This is a genomic window from Brevibacillus parabrevis, assembly GCF_003710905.1.
In the GTDB taxonomy this organism is placed as follows: domain Bacteria; phylum Bacillota; class Bacilli; order Brevibacillales; family Brevibacillaceae; genus Brevibacillus; species Brevibacillus parabrevis.
The window spans coordinates 25,209-42,106 of sequence record NZ_RHHV01000026.1 but is presented as its reverse complement, the minus strand read 5'-3'; the positions used below and the strand labels follow the sequence as shown (position 1 = coordinate 42,106).

Below are 16,898 nucleotides of genomic sequence, written 5' to 3'. Positions count from 1 at the left end.
ATTCAGTTTTGAAGGAACAAGAAGAAAAGCTGTATTCCCGATTACTTTTGCGAGTAATGGAGAATGCAGCTTTTTGTATGAGAAAACCGTGTAGGTAATCTACACGGTTTTTTTGTTGTTTCTTTTTTTGTCCCAGTTCTCTCCTTTACGCTTGTAGCAGGATTGAGAGGAGGGAGAAAATGTCTGTGCATCCACTGCGGTTATTGGCTCTGTTACTGTTGGCATCATGCATGGGGATCGGTGCCTACACGATTTTGAAACCGCATGAAATAACCTTTATACAGTTGCGATCAACCGTAGAAAAAGAGAGTGGACAACTGCTGGAAGCAAAAGATGTGGAGCCGCTCACCTTGACATTGGGCGGACTTTTTCAAAAAACTTCTGATCCCATACCAGGGTTGATTCCATGGACAGAGGGCCAGCGGCTGATCGGTTTACCCTTTTCGCGCTCGGTAAAGGGCGGCCGTCCTTTGCTGCTGGGTGATTTGGAGCTGGTTGATCAGACAGGAAAGGAGGCTTCGCCGAAAGATGTAAGAACAGGGATGAGCATTCCTGTTGATAATGTGGCAGGTGTCTCGCCACACATTTCGACAGGAGAAAGAGTGCATGTCTATGCTTCTTTCGAAGACGAAGCAGGGGCGCACTCCGGTATTCTCCTGCAAAATATGCCTATTTTAGCTGTTCAGCGTGAAATGGAGGGAGATCAACCGAAGCTGCAAGCGGTCACCCTGTCTCTTGGAAGAGAGGAAGCCATTTTATTAACACACGCATTGCATTACGGCAAGATCAGGTTGGGACTGGCTGGAATCATGGACGATCAGCAGTCAGGAATAGGAGATGCAGGATTTGCAGCTGAGCTCATGCGAACAAAAAAACGATGGGCGTTGGAAAAGGGGGAACGTGAGTGAAAAGACGATTGCTGATTGTAGACGATGATCGCGAAGCAACTCGCTCTTTAATCAGTCAGCTTGCGTGCAGTCATCTGATCGAAGTATGCGGCGAAGCGTCCAGCGCAGAGGAAGCATGGGCAAAACTTCACGCGACCCGGCCAGAGCTTGTTCTACTGGGCGGAATCAAAGATACGGAAAGAGGCATATTGAGCCAACAGTTTCGTCTCGCCTTCCCGCATTTGTCTTTTATCGCGGCGTGCACAGCAAGTGAGCTGATGTGGGAACCGTTTTTTCGCAATCTCGGTATTTGGGTGATTGCAAAACCGATACAACTGGGACAAGTAGAAGCTCTAGCGATGATGGCTCAGGGCCAGATCGCAGCAACTGCCGATTCCAGGCAGCCACAACTGCAACACAATATTTTATCAGAGCATCACGATAACGTACGCGATCTGCCTGACTCCGAGCGACACTGGAAAGGTTTGGCAGGATCCGAGCAAAATCCTCGCGTAAAGCCGAAGCATCTTATTACCGTGTACGGCCCAAAAGGTGGAGTGGGAAAAACGTTTATTTCCCGCGAATTGGCTATCTTCTTTTCCACACAAAAAAGGGAAGGCCAGCCTTTGAAAGTGTTGGCAGTTGATTTCAATCTCGATCTAGGGACATTTGCGACTACACTAAACCTCCCACGAACACCGAACTTGTATACGTGGGTACAAGACCTTGACCGCCAGCTTCATGCATACGCAGAGAGCAAAGGGCTCGACACATATTCCATCAAACCAGAGGAATGGCAAGAACTTGCCTCATCATTGCCGCTATTACCACAACAGATTGAACGGTATACCGTCGTTCATTCGGAGTCTGGCCTTGATGTGCTCACTTCCCCCAGAGATATACGCCAGAGCTTTGAAATCCGCGACTATCATTTGTATCTCATTTTGGAGACACTCAAGCGCAGCAACTACGATGTCATCTTGATTGATACCGCTCCTGATACGACTGATGCTACCATTCAGGCGCTGTTTTTTGCCGAGCATGTCGTGATGGTGGGAAATCCGGTGGTAGACTCTATTGAAAATATTCAGCGCTTGTTAAAACTTCTCAGAGAAGCAGAGTATCCCGAAGAGCGCATTCAAGTGTGCATGAATCGTCTCCAGCGAAAAGAAATGTTTACGTTGGAAGAAATCAGAGCTTACTTTCAACTTCACCCAAGCAAAAAAATCTTTTCGATCCCTGACGACAGCGAAGTCAAAAAGTCCATTAACACAGGAGTGCCAGTCATGCTGCAAACAGGGCGAAGTGCAGCCAGGAATGCGATTGAAACGTTGGGGAAAGCATTGTTTCCAGTTGATGAAGTAGCCAAAACACCTGCTGCAAAAGAGAAAAAGAATGAAAAAGCGTCACTTTTTCGCTGGCTGTGGGGATAGGAGGGCGAAATGTTCGATAAACGACAGTTGCTTGGCATATCCAATCACGTACAAAAAAGCCAAGAGTCGCGGCCGATGGGGCGTGATCATTCCAGTTCATCCGCTGCCTTTTTTGAAAAGCAATTAGAAAGTCCAGCTTCCCTAGAACGTTCACAAGAGCGTTGGATTGGCAGCGAGGCAGAGACATTTATTCGTACTCAAATCGTGGAGAAACACGGCAGGCGTCTATGGGAGGACAAACATTCGTCTACCTTCAAAGAAGAGCTGACAGCTGACATCAGAATGCTGTTAGAGTCGCAAATGCCGCTGTCGTCCATTCAGTTGGAGACGGAGGTCAAACGTTTGCTGCATTCCTTGACGGGGTGGGGAGCACTTGATGAACTATTAGAGGACCAAGATATTACGGAGATTATGTTCCATCGCCATAATTACCTGGTAGTTGAGCGGAAAAGTACGGGACGATTGGAAAAAAACGAGGCAATCCTGTTTCGAAGCGAAGAAGAAATGCTGCACTTGCTGGAGCAAATGGCTGCGACAATGGGGCGCGAGTTCAATGAAACAAAAGCAGAGCTGCATACACAGCTTCCTGACGGCTCGCGGGTGGCTGCCACGCACCGATCGATTACGCCCGATGGACACACGCTGACCATTCGCAAACATCGCGAGCTGCTGAGCGAAAGCGACTATTTGCGGTACGGATCGATTTGTGAGCCGATGCTGTTGTTTTTGCAAAGAGCTGTCGGCCTGTCCAGAGCATCCGGGATTGTCAGCGGCGGAACCGGCTCAGGCAAAACGCATATGTTGAACCTTATTTCTCAGTACGTTCCTGCTCATTTAAGCATCATCACGATCGAGGATGTTTTGGAGATGAGACTCCAGCATCCGTTTGTGAGAAGGTTGCTGGCAAAGCCGGCTAACTACGAAGGAAAAGGAGGATTCTCTATCAAGGATTGTGTTCGCTTGTCATTGCGCAAACGGCCGGACGTCATTATGGTAGGCGAGACGCGTGGCGGAGAAATTGTCGACATGCTATGGGCGATGAACACCGATCACCCTGGGAGCTGGAGCACAGCTCATGCAAATTCACCACGTGCCTTGGTTGATTCTACATTGCCGATTTTGTTTGGCAAGGCTGATGAAATGTACAGTGCCCAAGAACGCAATCTGATGATTGGCTCGGCACTGGACTTGATTGTTCAGGTAAAGCGGTTTGAAGAAGATGGGAGTCGCAAAGTGGTTGCGATAACAGAAGTTGTCGGAACAGGCCAATCCCATGAAGAGTGGATCAAAAAGGTTTGCAACGTAAAACAGGTTTTGCCGGACAGAGTGTATTTGCAAGATATTTTTGTATACGAGCCGATGGGTGTACATGACGGAAAAGTCAAAGGACACTTCAAATGGACAGGTTATCGGCCGGAACGGATGATCAAGCGGTGGCTGGAAAAGGGGATGTCACGCGAAGAGATCGAGCAGGTATTTTTTACAACGCCAATATCCGTCTAGGAGGGACTGACGTTGGGAGACATCAGCCTGCCTGTCGCTACGGGAATCGGTGTAGCGATATTGTTGCTCATGATTCCGCCGAAGCTTTACACGCGGGGAAGATCGGGCAAGCATGCGATTGTGGGCGTACTTCAACAAGACAGAAAAACGGTATGGAATCGCTTAGAGGAGCGCCTGGCGAAATCACACTCGGGTTTGGGAGTGAACCAGTATGTGACCCTGTGCTTTTTCTTCGGGGCTGTGTCTTTTGTTTTTAGCAGCCAAATCTTGCAATCATGGTGGCTGGCCGCGCCTGCGTTGTTTGCTGGTATTTTGTTTACAGAGCGAGTGGTTAGTGTTGGGGGAGCAAAGCGTCGAGACAAATTTGAAGCAGGGAATATAAAAGCCATTCGCTTGATGGCAAGCTCCTTGCGGACGTCGCCATCGTATTTGCACGCTTTTGAGCAGGTGGTTGCAAGTCCTTTTTTGGAAGGGAGCATTACAACAGAGTACAAGAGAATTGTGGAGCTGCTTCGCGCACAGGTGCCGCTTGAGCATGTCATGAATGACTTTTCCCAGCGAACAGGCTCGGCTGATGTCAACTATTTGGCTACTATCGTACAAATTCAGCGAGAAATGGGGGGAGACATGGCGAAGACACTTGATTTGGCGGCTTCGGCCATCTTGCGCCGCAGACAGTCATTTCGTCGGCAAAAAGCAGCCATGGCGCAAATTGTAGCGCAAGTGAACCTTTTGAGTGTAATGCCCTTTGTCTTTATCGTGGCACTTTTTGCAAACAATCCGCATCATTTTGATTCGCTGACAGCGACACTTGGCGGCCGTTTGCTCATGTGGGTGTGCCTGGCGAGTATTTTGTTGGGGGGAGAAGCCATTCGCCACATCGCGCACAAAAGCATACACAGAGGGGGATGAAGAAGTGTGCTTCTGATTGGGCTATTGCTTGGATTGGCAGTGTTCCTCTACGGACTCCCTGCTTGCGTAAGCAAGGGAGACTCCTTTTTTTCCACCTTGTTCAGTCGAATTGAAATTGAGCAACAGGCGGAGCTTGATCAAGCTTTTGAACGGCGACAAGCTCGCTGGGCTTTGGTACGCATGCTAGAGCGAAACGTCCCACTTTTGCATCGATTATGCAGCTGGACAGGCATACAGCCTGTAAAAACGGAAGAAATCTTATTGAGGCTCCACATGCAAATGAGTTTGGCGGAGTTGGTAATCATGAGGCTGATCGGCGTATGCCTGGTCGCCTCTTCGCTTTTCAGCCTGCTATTGAAGCTGGCAGGAGGAGAGATGCTCGGAGTAAAAACGGGGTATCCATTGATCCTTAGCTTAGGGCTTTATTTGCTGCCTACATTGGCTCTTGATTGGGCAGACAAACGGGCCAAAGCCGAAATACGCGAGCAAGTGCCGATCTTTTTTGGCATTGTCCAATCGTTGGTTGAGGCAGGCATGCCATTGCAAATCGCGGTAAAACAGACAGCACGTCGTTTCAATGCCAGGCTTGGCAAGGAGCTTTCCTGGCTTGAGGTCGCAGAAAAGCGGCACGGATCGTGGAGAAAGGCGTTGGAAGAGCTGGCGTTTCGCTGGGAGGTCGATTCCTTGAGTACGATCGCTTTGGAGATGAACGAAGCAATAAGCAAAGGAGTCAGCATCTCGCACATGTTGTCTGTGCAAATTGAAGAACAGGTAAGGCAGCAGGAAGATGAGGCTGCCGCTCGCATGAATCGCTTGAATGTTCGCCTTCTCCCGCTTGTGATTGTGTTCATGGGCGTTCCTTTGCTATTTCTGGTAATCGGCCCGGCGCTTATGGGCATCGGAGAGCGTTTGTAAATATTTTTGCACCCCTGCACTGTCTTTTGGCAAAGTGAAAATACGATCTGAAAAAGGAGGGAAAGAGATGTCATTTGTCTCTGACTATTTGCGGCGCTTTTGGCGCGAGGAAGACGGTGTAACGATTGTGGAAATGGTCATCATCGTGGCGGTAATTCTCATCTTGATCATCCCGACGCTGGCTTCATTGGGGGAAGCGGAGGACGCCAAACTGAAGGAACTGCAAGAAAAGATCAGCAAATGATCCATGTGATTTTAACAGGTTTGCTGGTTACGTCGGCTTGGTATGACTGGAAGTATCGACGGATTCCTAATGCAGTCACGTTATCGGCAGTTTTGCTGGGGCTATGCTACCAGTGGCACATCGGCTCGCTATGGACAGCAACGATGGGCGTACTGGGAGCATTCGTGTTGACGGTTTTCCCTGTTGCTGCAAAGGGCATGGGGATGGGCGATCAAAAGCTGTTGATGGCTTTGGGTGCATGGACAAGCTGGATGGATGTGTACACGCTTTTTCTGCAATCGATGGGTATATGTCTGTTGAGTGTTTTATTTTTCCCGCGCAGTTGGTCCCGTCTTGCAAGGAACCTCCATGTGATGGCAGCGGGATGGAAGGCGCATCGGCAGCTCTGGCTTCCTGAAGTGGGGAGTTCAGGATTTTCGTTCCCGTATGCAGTGTTTTTGTTGTGCGCATTTTTGCTCCGCCAAGCCATGCGTATGCTGGGAGAAAGCTGATGAGAAACAAGTGCAAACAATGGTTGCGCGACGAACAAGGCAGTCAGTTGATTGAGTTTGTCTTGATCTTCCCTTTGGTTTGGTTATTGATCGTTTTTTCTTTCGATCAATTCACGATTTTGTACAATCGGCAAAAGGCTTTGGCAGCCGCGTACGAAGCAGGAAGAATCGCAGCCGTGCAACCGAATTTCGGCTTGGCCAAATACCACGCCAGAGAACGGGGAACAGCCGAGCTTGATCAAGGGATGGAGGTTGCGGACAAAGAGGTTGTGCTTGAACTGGATGAAGGCGGCTGGAAAAAAGGGAACCATTTCAAATCAGAGGCGAAAATTACTTTTCGTCTGCTTGCTACTGGAGCTTTGTATGAGTTGTCCGAAAGCTATCACATGATGATAGAAAACGCGGAGGACAAAAAATGAACGGCTTGTGGCGGCGCATTGTGACAATCACAAGAGAAGAGAACGGAGCGACAATGATCACGATGCTCTTTTTTCTTTTTTGCTTGGGCGGTTTGTTGGCTCTGCTGTTGCTCTCGGAGCAGGCTGACTATTTGGAAATGAAAGTTCAACATACTGCTGATCTGATAACAAAAGGAGCACGAGCAGCAGGGATGTGGGAGTACGCCAATTCTGACGGCGCACCAGAAAAAAGATTATATGCAACCACAGAGGAAGCCGAACAGGAAAATGCCGAGGTAATAAGGGGCGCGCGTGAAGAGGCAGCTATTTTATGGAGAATGAACCAATCAGCATTGGCAAGCAGAGCAGAAGAGATTTCAGTTGTTCATCAAAAGGGAGAGCGCTCCCACTTGTACCGCCAAGGCATTTACCATCTGAAAATGGAGGTAGACCAGAGGATTCCTGCGTTTTGGGAGCAGCTCGATGTAAAAATAGAACGAGTGTCGCAGTCGGGAGTATATGACTAAAGGCGCGTTTTATGGCGACATCCCTGTTATTTTTGTCCCAATCACCCGTGGTAATTTAGGAGTATATTCCAAAAATGGGGATTGGAGTGAGGGGACAGTGCCGTCAAAAATCGTCGATCGGTACAAACGCATTCTTAACGGAGAGCAGAAACGTTTTTCCCCGTATGAATTTGAAGATGCGCAGTACCGCAAGCAGAAGGTCCAGTTAATCGTCCGTTACGCCATAGAAAATGTGAAGAAATGGACGCCAGAACAAGCTAGACGTGAGTTGAGCCTGGAAGATATCAAACAATTGAAGCTGCATTTGATACGAGAGTATATTGAGCCGCCGATCGAAGCCAAAGCGGAGGATGTGTATTATTTTGTCGAATTTGCCTATCCTTACTTGCCGCGGCTAACCGAAAAGCAACGTGCGCTTTGGGTCTATCAGGAGGTGCTATCAGGTATCCGGCGTCATTTTCCCCCGGCGTATTTTCAAAGTGTGAAAGGCGAGGAGCGGGCCAAAATATGCGTCGATTACATGTGCCAACATCTGTTGCAGCTTTCAGATTTGCGTGAACTCCCCAGGTTGTTTAGCAAGACAGAGCGGGCTTATTCGCTCTTGAAGCAATACAAATTGAAAATTCTCGTCGATACCTTGTACTTTTCTCCGTTTGATATGGTGACAGAGATGTATCCCGAGCTAAGTCATCCCTCCTACTGGGAAGAAGAGTAAAAATATTTGCAAACGCCCTCTGTCTTTTTTTACCGTAGAGATAGTTTCATTGGCTTATAAGCACATGAAACGGCCGTACTCTACAGGTGAGAGAAGGAGGCGTTGCGCATGGCAACAGTAGAGGCTCACCACAAGTGCTCTGCATCCGTAGAGCAGCTTCTGGGGCGACAGGTACGCTATCAGAAGCACAAGCCCGGCAGGCATCTTTCACTGGAAAGACTCTCGCTGGGAAGTTTCCGAATCGAGACGGTACATCGATTTGGGGACAGAGTTGTACTCAATGACGGGCTGATTGTGATGGAGAATGCTCCGGCCGTCATGGAGCGAGGAGGTAGAATCGCACTTCTTTTCGCTACAGGTGAAGAGCTTTATCTGAACGCAGAATAGTGCGGGATATCGCCTTGCACGGTTGCGTGCAGGGCGATCCAAATATTCACAATACTGTTACAAAATGTGACAAAAAAGATTTGACGAGTGACGAGAGATATTACAAAATGTCTATTATTATAATAATTTGTAAAAAAATAGGGGGGTATTTTAACGTGATGGCAAAGAGTGCAATCGAATTGGTCAACCGCTGCTATCAGGAGACAAACGGACTGAGTTTGGTGTCATTGGAAGAACTGAAAGAAGCTTTTATTAAGTATGTCTTTGGGGATTATCAGGAAGAGTTTACGGTTCACTACGATCTCGAAGAGTTTTATGAGCATTTGAATCAACTGCAATTGACCAACTGCCGCAGAGACTTTGATAAGGCGGTAGAGGAATGGTATATCGTCGAATACGGTAGCGGTTATAGCAACGCTAACTATCACGACATTTTGTTCACCTTGGTAAAAGAAGCGGTGGTTCAGTATCAATCACAAAATCGGACAGCACTCATTCGGGACGTAACCAAGCTTTTGACCATGCCAAGCGGATTTGTCGTCAGATGGAGGAGCGGGTTGCTGAAGGAGCGCTCATTGTCTCACTACTTTAAATACTTGATGAAGCTTGGGGTTCGAACTCAAGAAGACATCGAGACATTGGTAGATATGTGGCTGCTAGAATACCCGAATGCCTTTGACAAAAAACAGCAGGAGTTGTTTGCCAATCCTCCACGCAGAGGCAGGCCCAATAACGTAGAATTGGCACTGCTTATCGAGCTGGCTGCCAAAGTTAAGCCGGAAATGACTCAGCAAGAACGTGAGCGTTTGCGAAAAATTTACTACTACCATCGCAAGTCACTCACTGTCAGGGAAATGGTAGAGAAATTCGAGAAATACATCAGGGGAAAAAATAAATCAAACGATTCCCAGGTGGGATAGTCATGTTTCACCAAGTGAGCCGTTTCGTCTCCAGGTTCCGTGATTTGGAACAGCAGGATTTTACGAATACGACTGAGGAAGAACGGCAATGGAGGCTGCTCAAAGAAAAACTGACTTTACCCGATGTACCAGAACCATTAGAGACGGTCACTCGGAAATGTATTGCGGTAACAAGTTTATATCCGCAGGCAGGCGCCAGTTTTATCGCTGGCAACGTCGCTTACGCCTGGGCCGCAAAAGGAATACCCGTTACACTCTGCGAACTGCCCAACCATACTTCTTACTTTTACTTCGCTCTTGATTACGAACGCAGGGTTCGATCATTCAAGAATTTATCTCCGACATCATTGATCCTTATGCAAAATAATCAACTTCGCATCCAGATCGAAACTCCTTCTCATGTTCATCCAGAATCTTCTCAAATCGATATAGCCAGTTGGATACTCCGACTGAACAAAGAAAGCTCGATTGTATTCATAGATGTATCTTCTAATTGGAATAAAAACGAGGCAAAACAGATTTTTGAGCTGGCCGATGAAATTTGGGTTGTTTTAGACGCGGATATTGCTCGTCTCACTCGGTTATTTTTGATCGAATCAGTTCCAGGCTGGTGGCTATCTGGAAAAAACAAAGTGAAAATCATCGCCAACAAATGGAACGCGCAACTCGCCCGGACCACTGTGTTGAAAAAAGTAGAGGGTACTCTGTCCCTCTGGGGTACAAGTTCTTCGCAAGTAGACTATCAAGTTCCGCTCATTGATCAGGAAAAGGCTGCTGCGGCACATGTAAAAGCCAATTTTTTACTAGAGCTTTTCCCGGAGGAGGAAAGTGAGTTTCAATCCCTGATGCATGTTCATAAAGGAAGGATGCTATGAAAAAGCAAACCATGATTGTGATATGCCTGATTTCATTACTCCTGGCAGGCTCGTCATTTTATGCAGCGACACAGTATATTGACGCGCTGGCGACAGAAAAACTGTTTGCGCCAGTTGTTAAAGTAGCTGCGGGAAAAGAAATTGCCCCTTTTGAGCCGATTACGGAGAATGACGTGGTGCTCGTACAAGAAGAAGTCGATGAAATTTTACCTGAATCTGCGCGTGCGTTGAGTGATGTGATTGGAAAAAAGAGCACGCAAACCATTTATCAAGGTGAACAATTGCTAACGAACAAATTGACTGATTCACAGCTTTTGCCCGGGAAAGGTGAAGCCCGTTATGAGTTTCCGCTGCTTTCTATCCAACCTCTTACAGAACTGCGTAAGGGGGACCGTGTGAAAATCTGGGTCAAATACAAGAATTTCGCCGAATTACAGGATTACCCTGAACCGGCCCAATTCAAAAAGACCAATGATACTGCAGACCTCCTTTTCGAAAGCCAATTAGCCAGCGTGAGGGATAGCAATGGTTCCGAAATCTATACTTTGAAGCCGAACTTGCTTCCCTCTCCGGATCAGATGGACGCCGTATTTCATGGAGCGGGGAAAAAGACTCAGCCTGCCAATGAAAAAAGATACTACGACTATCGCGTACAGCCTACATCACTGCCTGCTTTTCTAGGATTTAATTTGACGGATCAAGAGTACGTGATCCTGAATGAAGCAATGACATACGGCATGCTTCAGGTTGGACATATTATGGTTTCAAAGGAGCAAGCATCATGAAAATATTAGTTTGTTATCCAATGAAGTCGTTAGCCAAAACGTACATGCCAACATCAAGCGAGTTATTGGTGGCTGAATCAGCAGAGGAATTTCCTCGCCTTGTTCGTCTTTATCAGCCAGATGCAACAGTGGTTTTTTCCGAAATGTTTACGAGTCCATCCTGGGAATGGCTTCCATCCGTGAGAACCATGCTTCCTGACGATTCCCTGCTAATCATCGTTCCGTTGTACCGGGATGAAGCAATCATTGCCAAAGTCTCGGAGGAGCTTGGACTTGAAAGGGTGTATCTCCTTTCTGCTCAGCTTTCACAGGAAGAGATTCGGGATAATATCAGCATGATTTTAGGTTTTATGAATGAAAGGCAGAAAAATGAGGATCAGGCAAGGTCAGGGCAAGTATTCGCTTTAATGAGTTTTGGGGCTTCTGGGATCACTACGTTTTGCATCAATTATCCGATTTTGCTAGCCAGACAAAACCCGACGAAAAGCATTGCTGTTCTGGACATGAATACCGAGAAGCCGGACTTAACCCGCTTTTTCAAGCTTCAACAGCATCAGCTGTCCTTGTTTCGACCAGACTTAATGGATCTGCAGACAGCGAAAAGGCGTAACTGGCGCACGGCTTGCAAGCAAAGCGTTCATTTGCCCAACTTGTACTACGCTCATGCCGCCAGCAGATGGAGGAGTGCTGAGGTAAGCAACATGATTGCGGCGTTTCGTGTGCAATTCGACTACATTTACGTTGATTGGGGCTATTGCTTTCCAGAGTCGGAAGCCATGCAGCGGCTGCTTTATACGGCTGATCGGAATCTGTTATTTGTACGCGCAGACCCTTTCAGTATTGAGAACGCCAAAGAGTGGCTGAAACAATGGCGAGAAAAAGAAGTGCATTGCGAGGTTTTGTTAAGTCATCAAGAGCCTGGTCAGCCATTTCGAATCGGGGAGGATATCCCGGTCTACGGCGTAGTTCCTCACATATCTTCAAGCAGGCTGATGCAATCCCAGCGGAGCCGCAGCGTGCTCATTGAAGAGCTGTTTCCTCCGAAATCGTACGTAAGCAGCCTCAAAGAACTGGCAAAGGCTGACCACATTGAAAAAAGTGCGGTGTACAACTGATGAGCGCGATCGAATTAAACAGGGGGACGCAGAGTCTGCACAGCATAGAGGATATTAAGCAAGCAGCCCGGGATTACTTAAATCATTTTGGCAAAACTCGTGAAGAGAAGCTGGAAATGCAGCATATTCTTTCTCTGGCCGAACAAGGAGATCGTGATAGCCATAACCATATTATTTTACGATTGCAGCATTATTTTGAAGAAGTAGTCAAACGGCCGATTGTTGAAGAAATTTTGCCGCATGTCAATGGATACGAAGGTCTTGTATTTGCAACTTACGGCTGGGGAATCTTGGATGCCGTTCTGCATCTGTCTCCGTGGGTCGAAGAGGTGCGAATATCTGCCAATCGAAAAGTCGCATATCTGGAGCAGGGGATCAAAAAATTTCTTTCCTACACGCCTACCTGGAAAGAAGTTGAGATGCTCCAACAAAAATTGACGAATGCCGCGGGGCTGTCATTTAACGAGAAAAAACCTCGTTTAAGCGGGTATCTCCAAGCTTTGCAAGCACGCCTGACCATGTTTACTTTTCCTTACTCCAGAGTGCCTACCATTCTTGTAAGACGCTTTACAACTCCTTCCTTCTCACTTGAGCAGCTACGCTTGCAGTCTCAACCCACCTTTGATGAACCTGTGCAATGGCTGCTCGAACAGCAAGTACGGGGGAGGGCAAACGTTCTCGTTATTGGTCCGATGGCTGCTGGAAAAACGACCTTGATGATGTGCATGTTGAAGCTGAAAGATCCGTCTACAGAGTACATCACTATTTTCGAAAGTGAGCATGAGATGCGGTTCGCTGATATATGGCCAGGAGAAGTAATTGAACTGCAAAACGTCGAGGAGATCGGCATTGATTTGGGTAGCTGCTTTAAAGACATGTATCGGTCCACAGCCAACACGATTTTAATTGGAGAAATACGAGAGCCGATAGAAGCCTACCACTTTGTTAATGCGGGAATTAGGGGCACAGATGCGACGATTGCAGCGATGCATGAACGTTTTCCTCATAAAGCTTTGCATGACTTGACTGACCTGGTGTATCAATACGGTGGTCGCAGTATCGAGTTGACGCAAGAGCGGATTAGCAGAGCCGTTAATTTTGTAAATTCACTGACCTACCGAAATAACGGCCATCGCTTCATTGATGCTATTCACGCCACTGATTGGAACGACACTTTCAATCGTGTAGAATCAATCCCTTTGGTCAGCCGCAATGTACATACGGGTGTCTACGAATGGACAGGAAGACAACTGAACCCTCATTTGGTCGAGTACATGTGCTGCGTAGGAAAAGCGGATTTGGGAGTATTGAAGGAACTACGTCTGACAGATATGGGCAGGATGCTATGACATATTTGCTGCTTGTGCCGATGGTCGTCTGCCTGTTTGTTGGATTTATGTTTATGGGCAACTATTTTTATCACACTTGGACTACTCCCCGGGTTTTATTCCCGCGTACGGTTGCAGTCTGGAGAGAAAAATTTATGCAACACGCAACCAGGCGGTTGTTGTATGAGCGGTATGACCGCTGGTGTCAAATCGGTGGGGGAACGCCAGAGGCTCATCTTGTACTTTCCTTGATTGGCAGTGTTGCAGGCTTTATGTCGGGTATTTTGTTGGGCAATCTGATTGTCTCTTTATCTTTGTTTCTCTTGTTTCTGTTGATGCCTACGCTGTTGCTGTACGCTCGCTATACAGTGCGAATCAATAAGAAAATAAAATCCTTTTGCCGATTTGTCGAGCTTTTTGCCCGCTATTACAACAGCCGTAAAAATATTGTTCTGACATTCCGGGAGATGATCGAAGAATGCCCCAAAGAACTGTTGCCGGAGTTACTCCTGCTGAATAACAATCTCGCAGATGGGGGCGATCCCATCTTGGCGATAGAACGTTTTGCACAAAGACTGAGTCATCCGTGGGCATTTGATTTTGCTATGTATATATCCAGTGGATTAGAAGGAGAGACAGAGGATATACAAATTCCGCTCAATCGATTGACGAATGAAATGTTCGTTCAACAGGACGAGAAGCACGAGCGGGACAGTGAAATTTACTCCATATGGATTAGTTTGATCATCGTTATTGCCATTTGTATCTGCCTGATTCCATACAACCAAAGCTTGCTGAAAGATTCGTACAGGCTCTATTTTTACACGCTTGATGGACAATCTATTTTAGCGCTTGCGGTAACAGTTTGGTCGTTCTCGATCCTGCTAGCATTCATATGGGGGAGGCGATACCGATAATGCAGTTGCTTGTCATGTACACATGGTTGGGGTCAGGCTCCATTTTTATGTTCCTTGCAGCGTTTTTCGTTGGAAAGTATTTGGTGCAAGGCACAAAACCAGCGCTATTCATCTCTGCAAAGTGGTGGCGAAGGTGGGAGAGTACGGTAGCGTCCAAGGAAGACGATGACTGGGAGCAACTGTTGAATCGCGCGGGCAGGCCATTTGGCTGGGGAAAAGCAGAGTGGTTGTTTGCACAATTAGTATGCGGGAGCGCTGTCTGCATGATGGTGCTTGTATGGGTCATTGTCTGCCGCGTAGAGTCATTCCCCTTTTTATCGATTTGTATTGCTTCAGGTTGTGGCTACTTGTTCCCATATCTGGCGTTGAAAATGTGGGCGGGGAATCGCGAGGATATGCTGAGTACCGATATTGCACGATTCATCAACCGTTATGTGACGTTGCTGGAGAATCAGGTGCCTATCTACAATGCCATGGTGAAAGCCGCAAGACCTACCCGGAAGTTGAAAGAGTATATACCGACATTGTCCGAGTGGAATAAAGACCCTGATGAAGCGCTGGAAAACTTCAAACGCCGATTAGGGGTCGACGATGGAATTATACTCGTCTCAAGCATGCGCACTATTGAGCAACTAAGCGCCGGACAAGTCAGTGTGACGATGCAGCGAATGGAGTGGGCTGTTGATCAGCGCAGAATGTTTCGCCATCGCAAAAAAATCAAATCGCTCGGTATCGGCTACAGTGTTATCGTCTATCCGGCTTTTTACATGGGGCTGTTAGTCGCGATGTTTCCCTGGTACAAGCTGCTTACGGAAATTTTAAGCAAGTATTTGCTCTAGAGGGAGGCTAAATGTTTGACCAAGCTGCTGTCCATTATCATGTGCATCGTATTCACTTTGGGAATCATTGTGTCGAGCCTCTCGCAGATTAATTCAGCGGTCGTTCAAGACGGCGGATTGCGCGATCGAGCTGTCCAGTGGATCGATAAAGCGATACCTTGATCATTTCATTTCTAGAAGAGAAAAGGAGAGTGCAATTATGTCAAAAATGTTTTTTATCTTTCTTGCATGCGTGATGGTTTTGGGGATTGGCGTCAGCTCTTACGGAAACGAATTGTCGCCCGCTGCCAATGATTCTGCCGAAAGCATCAACCGTTCCATTACCTCGCTTAATTACGACACGCGAAATGAAAACATCAACTTCAAGATGCAAAACGGCACGGCATATACGTCCAACTGATGCTGCACCATCATGTCTTTCTCGTCATTATTGTCATGGTAGGGAGTCTGTGCGCGTTCATCTGGAATCTGCATCCAGAAGAGCAGCTACATGAGACACAACAGGAAAGGGTGTATCGAGCTACGACGTTTATCTTTCATTAAAAGAAAACGGTCGCCTCGGAAGAGATGGTCAAAACTAAAGTATTTCTCGTATGTATGATAACGCTGCTTTTCGTGATTTCCGGCGTGGGAGCGTATCATTTGTACGCAATGGAGAGAGCCATTGCGCGCAGTATTTATGCAGATGTGCTTGACGATATGCAGGATATCGGCTACCTCAATCAAGCGTTGGCCGACTATTATACCAATAAAATGGCCGGACTTGGCTGGGACGTTTCTACCGATGTGTTTGCGGGCAGTTGGCCGCGAGGGGAAGGAGAGCGGGCACGCAAAGAGAGAAAAGAGTCTGTCACACTCGCTATGAAAGTTACTCCGTCAAACGTGGCAAAGTGGTTGAATGCATTTGTAGAAGGAGATACAGCTTTTTCGTTTACAGGAAGCAGTCCCTCCGAATATTTTGACCCGGGGTGGTAGTCGCATGAACAAAATGATCAGTATGTTGGTGTTGCTTGTTCTCGTCTTGCCTTTGACGGTTGGGGTGCTTTTTACAGGGCCAGGCAATATCATGTCTGCTTGCCAACAGTTTTTCGGTGATCTGCTTGTGCAAGTGACGAGGTTTGGTGCGACCTGATGGGACAGTTTGTTGCGGTTATTCTCAATATCATGCTGTTATTGTTGGTGACGATTGGATTGTTACAGGCTCATGTTGTCGTGCAGACGGAAAATGAATTGATGGAAGTCAGTGCTGCGGCGGTGAAGTACATTAGCAATCATGGAGGAAGCAATGAAGGAGCGCTTCAGGAAGAAGTGCGATCGATTATATCACGGGAGCTTGCGGAAAAGCGGTTCTCCTTGTCGGAACAGGAGATGTCTGTTCGTGTCACGCGCACTCATTCGGCCGATCCTGTCTTATGGAGCCATGCAGACGAGTTTTCGCTGGTCTTGACCATTCCATATCCTGGTTTTACGTCATGGATTCCCGTGCCTACCGATACTTTACAGGTCACGCGTCAAGGGACGATTAACGTCATGGATTACGATTTGTAACGGGCTACGGCACGTAGTCCAAGTGATAATCATCCACACAAAAAAAGCTAAAGAAGTTAATGAAAAAAGAAAATAACAACGTAGGAGGATAATTGTACGGGCATCAATCTTTTATCTATATCAGCCATCCTGCTTTTTTTGCTGATGGGTACATATGTT

General features: G+C 47.2%; 23 protein-coding genes. All 23 read left to right on the top strand.

The window, feature by feature from the left end; genetic code table 11:
- The first annotated feature begins 179 nt into the window (after positions 1 to 179).
- The 23 genes from cpaB (at position 180) to EDM60_RS27115 (ending at position 16,739) form a co-directional block, all read left to right on the top strand.
- A complete protein-coding gene (cpaB, locus tag EDM60_RS27215) occupies positions 180 to 908 on the top strand; it encodes a Flp pilus assembly protein CpaB (protein WP_122966761.1) in 729 nt (242 codons plus the stop codon).
- Positions 905 to 2,320: an AAA family ATPase gene (locus EDM60_RS27210; RefSeq protein ID WP_122966760.1), complete on the top strand. Its 1,416-nt coding sequence runs from the start codon at positions 905 to 907 to the stop codon at positions 2,318 to 2,320. The genes cpaB and EDM60_RS27210 overlap by 4 nt, the downstream gene beginning before the upstream one ends.
- A 9-nt stretch (positions 2,321 to 2,329) precedes the next feature.
- Positions 2,330 to 3,823 (top strand): TadA family conjugal transfer-associated ATPase, encoded by a 1,494-nt coding sequence (locus EDM60_RS27205; protein ID WP_122966759.1) that lies wholly within the window; start codon positions 2,330 to 2,332, stop codon positions 3,821 to 3,823.
- A 12-nt stretch (positions 3,824 to 3,835) separates the two neighbouring features.
- Complete coding sequence (locus EDM60_RS27200; protein ID WP_122966758.1) at positions 3,836 to 4,735, top strand: type II secretion system F family protein; 900 nt, start codon at positions 3,836 to 3,838, stop codon at positions 4,733 to 4,735.
- A 273-nt stretch (positions 4,736 to 5,008) separates the two neighbouring features.
- Positions 5,009 to 5,650 (top strand): type II secretion system F family protein, encoded by a 642-nt coding sequence (locus tag EDM60_RS27195; RefSeq protein WP_229049790.1) that lies wholly within the window; start codon positions 5,009 to 5,011, stop codon positions 5,648 to 5,650.
- Positions 5,651 to 5,717: 67 nt separating this feature from the next.
- Positions 5,718 to 5,894 carry a Flp family type IVb pilin gene (locus tag EDM60_RS27190; RefSeq protein WP_063227516.1) on the top strand — a complete coding sequence of 59 codons (177 nt, stop codon included), beginning with the start codon at positions 5,718 to 5,720 and terminating at the stop codon, positions 5,892 to 5,894.
- Complete coding sequence (locus EDM60_RS27185; RefSeq protein ID WP_122966756.1) at positions 5,891 to 6,385, top strand: A24 family peptidase; 495 nt, start codon at positions 5,891 to 5,893, stop codon at positions 6,383 to 6,385. The genes EDM60_RS27190 and EDM60_RS27185 overlap by 4 nt, the downstream gene beginning before the upstream one ends.
- Positions 6,385 to 6,804 (top strand): TadE/TadG family type IV pilus assembly protein, encoded by a 420-nt coding sequence (locus EDM60_RS27180; protein WP_122966755.1) that lies wholly within the window; start codon positions 6,385 to 6,387, stop codon positions 6,802 to 6,804. Before EDM60_RS27185 ends, EDM60_RS27180 begins: the two co-directional genes overlap by 1 nt.
- Positions 6,801 to 7,310 (top strand): hypothetical protein, encoded by a 510-nt coding sequence (locus EDM60_RS27175; protein WP_122966754.1) that lies wholly within the window; start codon positions 6,801 to 6,803, stop codon positions 7,308 to 7,310. The genes EDM60_RS27180 and EDM60_RS27175 overlap by 4 nt, the downstream gene beginning before the upstream one ends.
- A 97-nt stretch (positions 7,311 to 7,407) precedes the next feature.
- On the top strand, positions 7,408 to 8,025 hold the full coding sequence (locus tag EDM60_RS27170; RefSeq protein WP_122966753.1) for a DUF4046 domain-containing protein: 618 nt from the start codon (positions 7,408 to 7,410) through the stop codon (positions 8,023 to 8,025).
- Positions 8,026 to 8,133: 108 nt separating this feature from the next.
- On the top strand, positions 8,134 to 8,412 hold the full coding sequence (locus EDM60_RS27165; RefSeq protein ID WP_122966752.1) for a hypothetical protein: 279 nt from the start codon (positions 8,134 to 8,136) through the stop codon (positions 8,410 to 8,412).
- A 158-nt stretch (positions 8,413 to 8,570) separates the two neighbouring features.
- Positions 8,571 to 9,332, top strand: a complete 762-nt coding sequence (locus EDM60_RS27160) for a hypothetical protein (protein WP_233454195.1) — start codon at positions 8,571 to 8,573, stop codon at positions 9,330 to 9,332.
- Positions 9,333 to 9,334: 2 nt separating this feature from the next.
- Positions 9,335 to 10,207: a CpaE/TadZ family protein gene (locus EDM60_RS27155; RefSeq protein ID WP_122966751.1), complete on the top strand. Its 873-nt coding sequence runs from the start codon at positions 9,335 to 9,337 to the stop codon at positions 10,205 to 10,207.
- Positions 10,204 to 10,992, top strand: coding sequence for an SAF domain-containing protein (locus tag EDM60_RS27150; RefSeq protein WP_122966750.1), 789 nt, complete (start codon positions 10,204 to 10,206; stop codon positions 10,990 to 10,992). Before EDM60_RS27155 ends, EDM60_RS27150 begins: the two co-directional genes overlap by 4 nt.
- Positions 10,989 to 12,107, top strand: a complete 1,119-nt coding sequence (locus tag EDM60_RS27145; protein ID WP_122966749.1) for a CpaE/TadZ family protein — start codon at positions 10,989 to 10,991, stop codon at positions 12,105 to 12,107. Before EDM60_RS27150 ends, EDM60_RS27145 begins: the two co-directional genes overlap by 4 nt.
- Positions 12,107 to 13,456, top strand: a complete 1,350-nt coding sequence (locus EDM60_RS27140; RefSeq protein ID WP_122966748.1) for an ATPase, T2SS/T4P/T4SS family — start codon at positions 12,107 to 12,109, stop codon at positions 13,454 to 13,456. Before EDM60_RS27145 ends, EDM60_RS27140 begins: the two co-directional genes overlap by 1 nt.
- Positions 13,453 to 14,352 (top strand): hypothetical protein, encoded by a 900-nt coding sequence (locus EDM60_RS27135; protein WP_122966747.1) that lies wholly within the window; start codon positions 13,453 to 13,455, stop codon positions 14,350 to 14,352. Before EDM60_RS27140 ends, EDM60_RS27135 begins: the two co-directional genes overlap by 4 nt.
- The gene (locus EDM60_RS27130; RefSeq protein WP_122966746.1) at positions 14,352 to 15,191 is read left to right on the top strand and encodes a hypothetical protein; all 840 of its coding nucleotides are present in this window, start codon (positions 14,352 to 14,354) and stop codon (positions 15,189 to 15,191) included. Before EDM60_RS27135 ends, EDM60_RS27130 begins: the two co-directional genes overlap by 1 nt.
- Before the next feature lie 15 nt (positions 15,192 to 15,206).
- Complete coding sequence (locus EDM60_RS28885; protein ID WP_167470396.1) at positions 15,207 to 15,353, top strand: hypothetical protein; 147 nt, start codon at positions 15,207 to 15,209, stop codon at positions 15,351 to 15,353.
- A 37-nt stretch (positions 15,354 to 15,390) separates the two neighbouring features.
- Positions 15,391 to 15,591, top strand: coding sequence for a hypothetical protein (locus EDM60_RS27125; RefSeq protein ID WP_005831465.1), 201 nt, complete (start codon positions 15,391 to 15,393; stop codon positions 15,589 to 15,591).
- A gap of 251 nt (positions 15,592 to 15,842) precedes the next feature.
- Positions 15,843 to 16,166 carry a hypothetical protein gene (locus EDM60_RS27120; RefSeq protein ID WP_229049925.1) on the top strand — a complete coding sequence of 108 codons (324 nt, stop codon included), beginning with the start codon at positions 15,843 to 15,845 and terminating at the stop codon, positions 16,164 to 16,166.
- 4 nt (positions 16,167 to 16,170) lie between these two features.
- The gene (locus EDM60_RS28880) at positions 16,171 to 16,323 is read left to right on the top strand and encodes a hypothetical protein (protein WP_167470395.1); all 153 of its coding nucleotides are present in this window, start codon (positions 16,171 to 16,173) and stop codon (positions 16,321 to 16,323) included.
- Positions 16,323 to 16,739 carry a hypothetical protein gene (locus EDM60_RS27115; protein ID WP_122966744.1) on the top strand — a complete coding sequence of 139 codons (417 nt, stop codon included), beginning with the start codon at positions 16,323 to 16,325 and terminating at the stop codon, positions 16,737 to 16,739. The genes EDM60_RS28880 and EDM60_RS27115 overlap by 1 nt, the downstream gene beginning before the upstream one ends.
- Positions 16,740 to 16,898 lie beyond the last annotated feature (159 nt).